Source organism: Vogesella mureinivorans (genome assembly GCF_007644035.1).
Taxonomy (GTDB): domain Bacteria; phylum Pseudomonadota; class Gammaproteobacteria; order Burkholderiales; family Chromobacteriaceae; genus Vogesella; species Vogesella mureinivorans.
In genome coordinates this window covers 1-309 of sequence record NZ_VMTV02000706.1, presented here as the reverse complement: position 1 = coordinate 309, position 309 = coordinate 1, and the positions used below count along the sequence as shown (strand labels likewise).

Here is a 309-nt window from a genome sequence, read left to right as displayed (position 1 = left end):
GAGCGTGCCACCCAGGTGATGCTCCATGTGCATACGCGCGGCAAGGGCGTGTGCGGCGTCTACACGCGGGAAGTGGCAGAAACCAAAGTGCAGCAGGTCAATGAATTCGCACGTTCGCACCAGCACCCCCTGCTGTGCAGCATGGAAAAGGCTTAAAAGGATGGAGCAGGGATGCCGATAAGGGCATCGTTGATTCGCGGCAACAGCGGTACCCGTCAGGCGCAAGGAGCCCCGGCATGTTCAGCAAAGATCTCGAGTTCAGCATCGGCCAGTGCTACAAGCAGGCCCGCGAGGCGCGCCATGAGTTCA

At 60.2% G+C, this 309-nt stretch carries 1 protein-coding gene; it reads left to right on the top strand.

From position 1 onward, the window contains the following. Nucleotides 1–156, top strand: a 156-nt coding sequence (locus tag FLQ44_RS17830; protein ID WP_206208960.1) for an ATP-dependent Clp protease adaptor ClpS, incomplete at its 5' end; no start/stop codon positions are given. Between the last annotated feature and the right edge of the window lie 153 nt (nucleotides 157–309).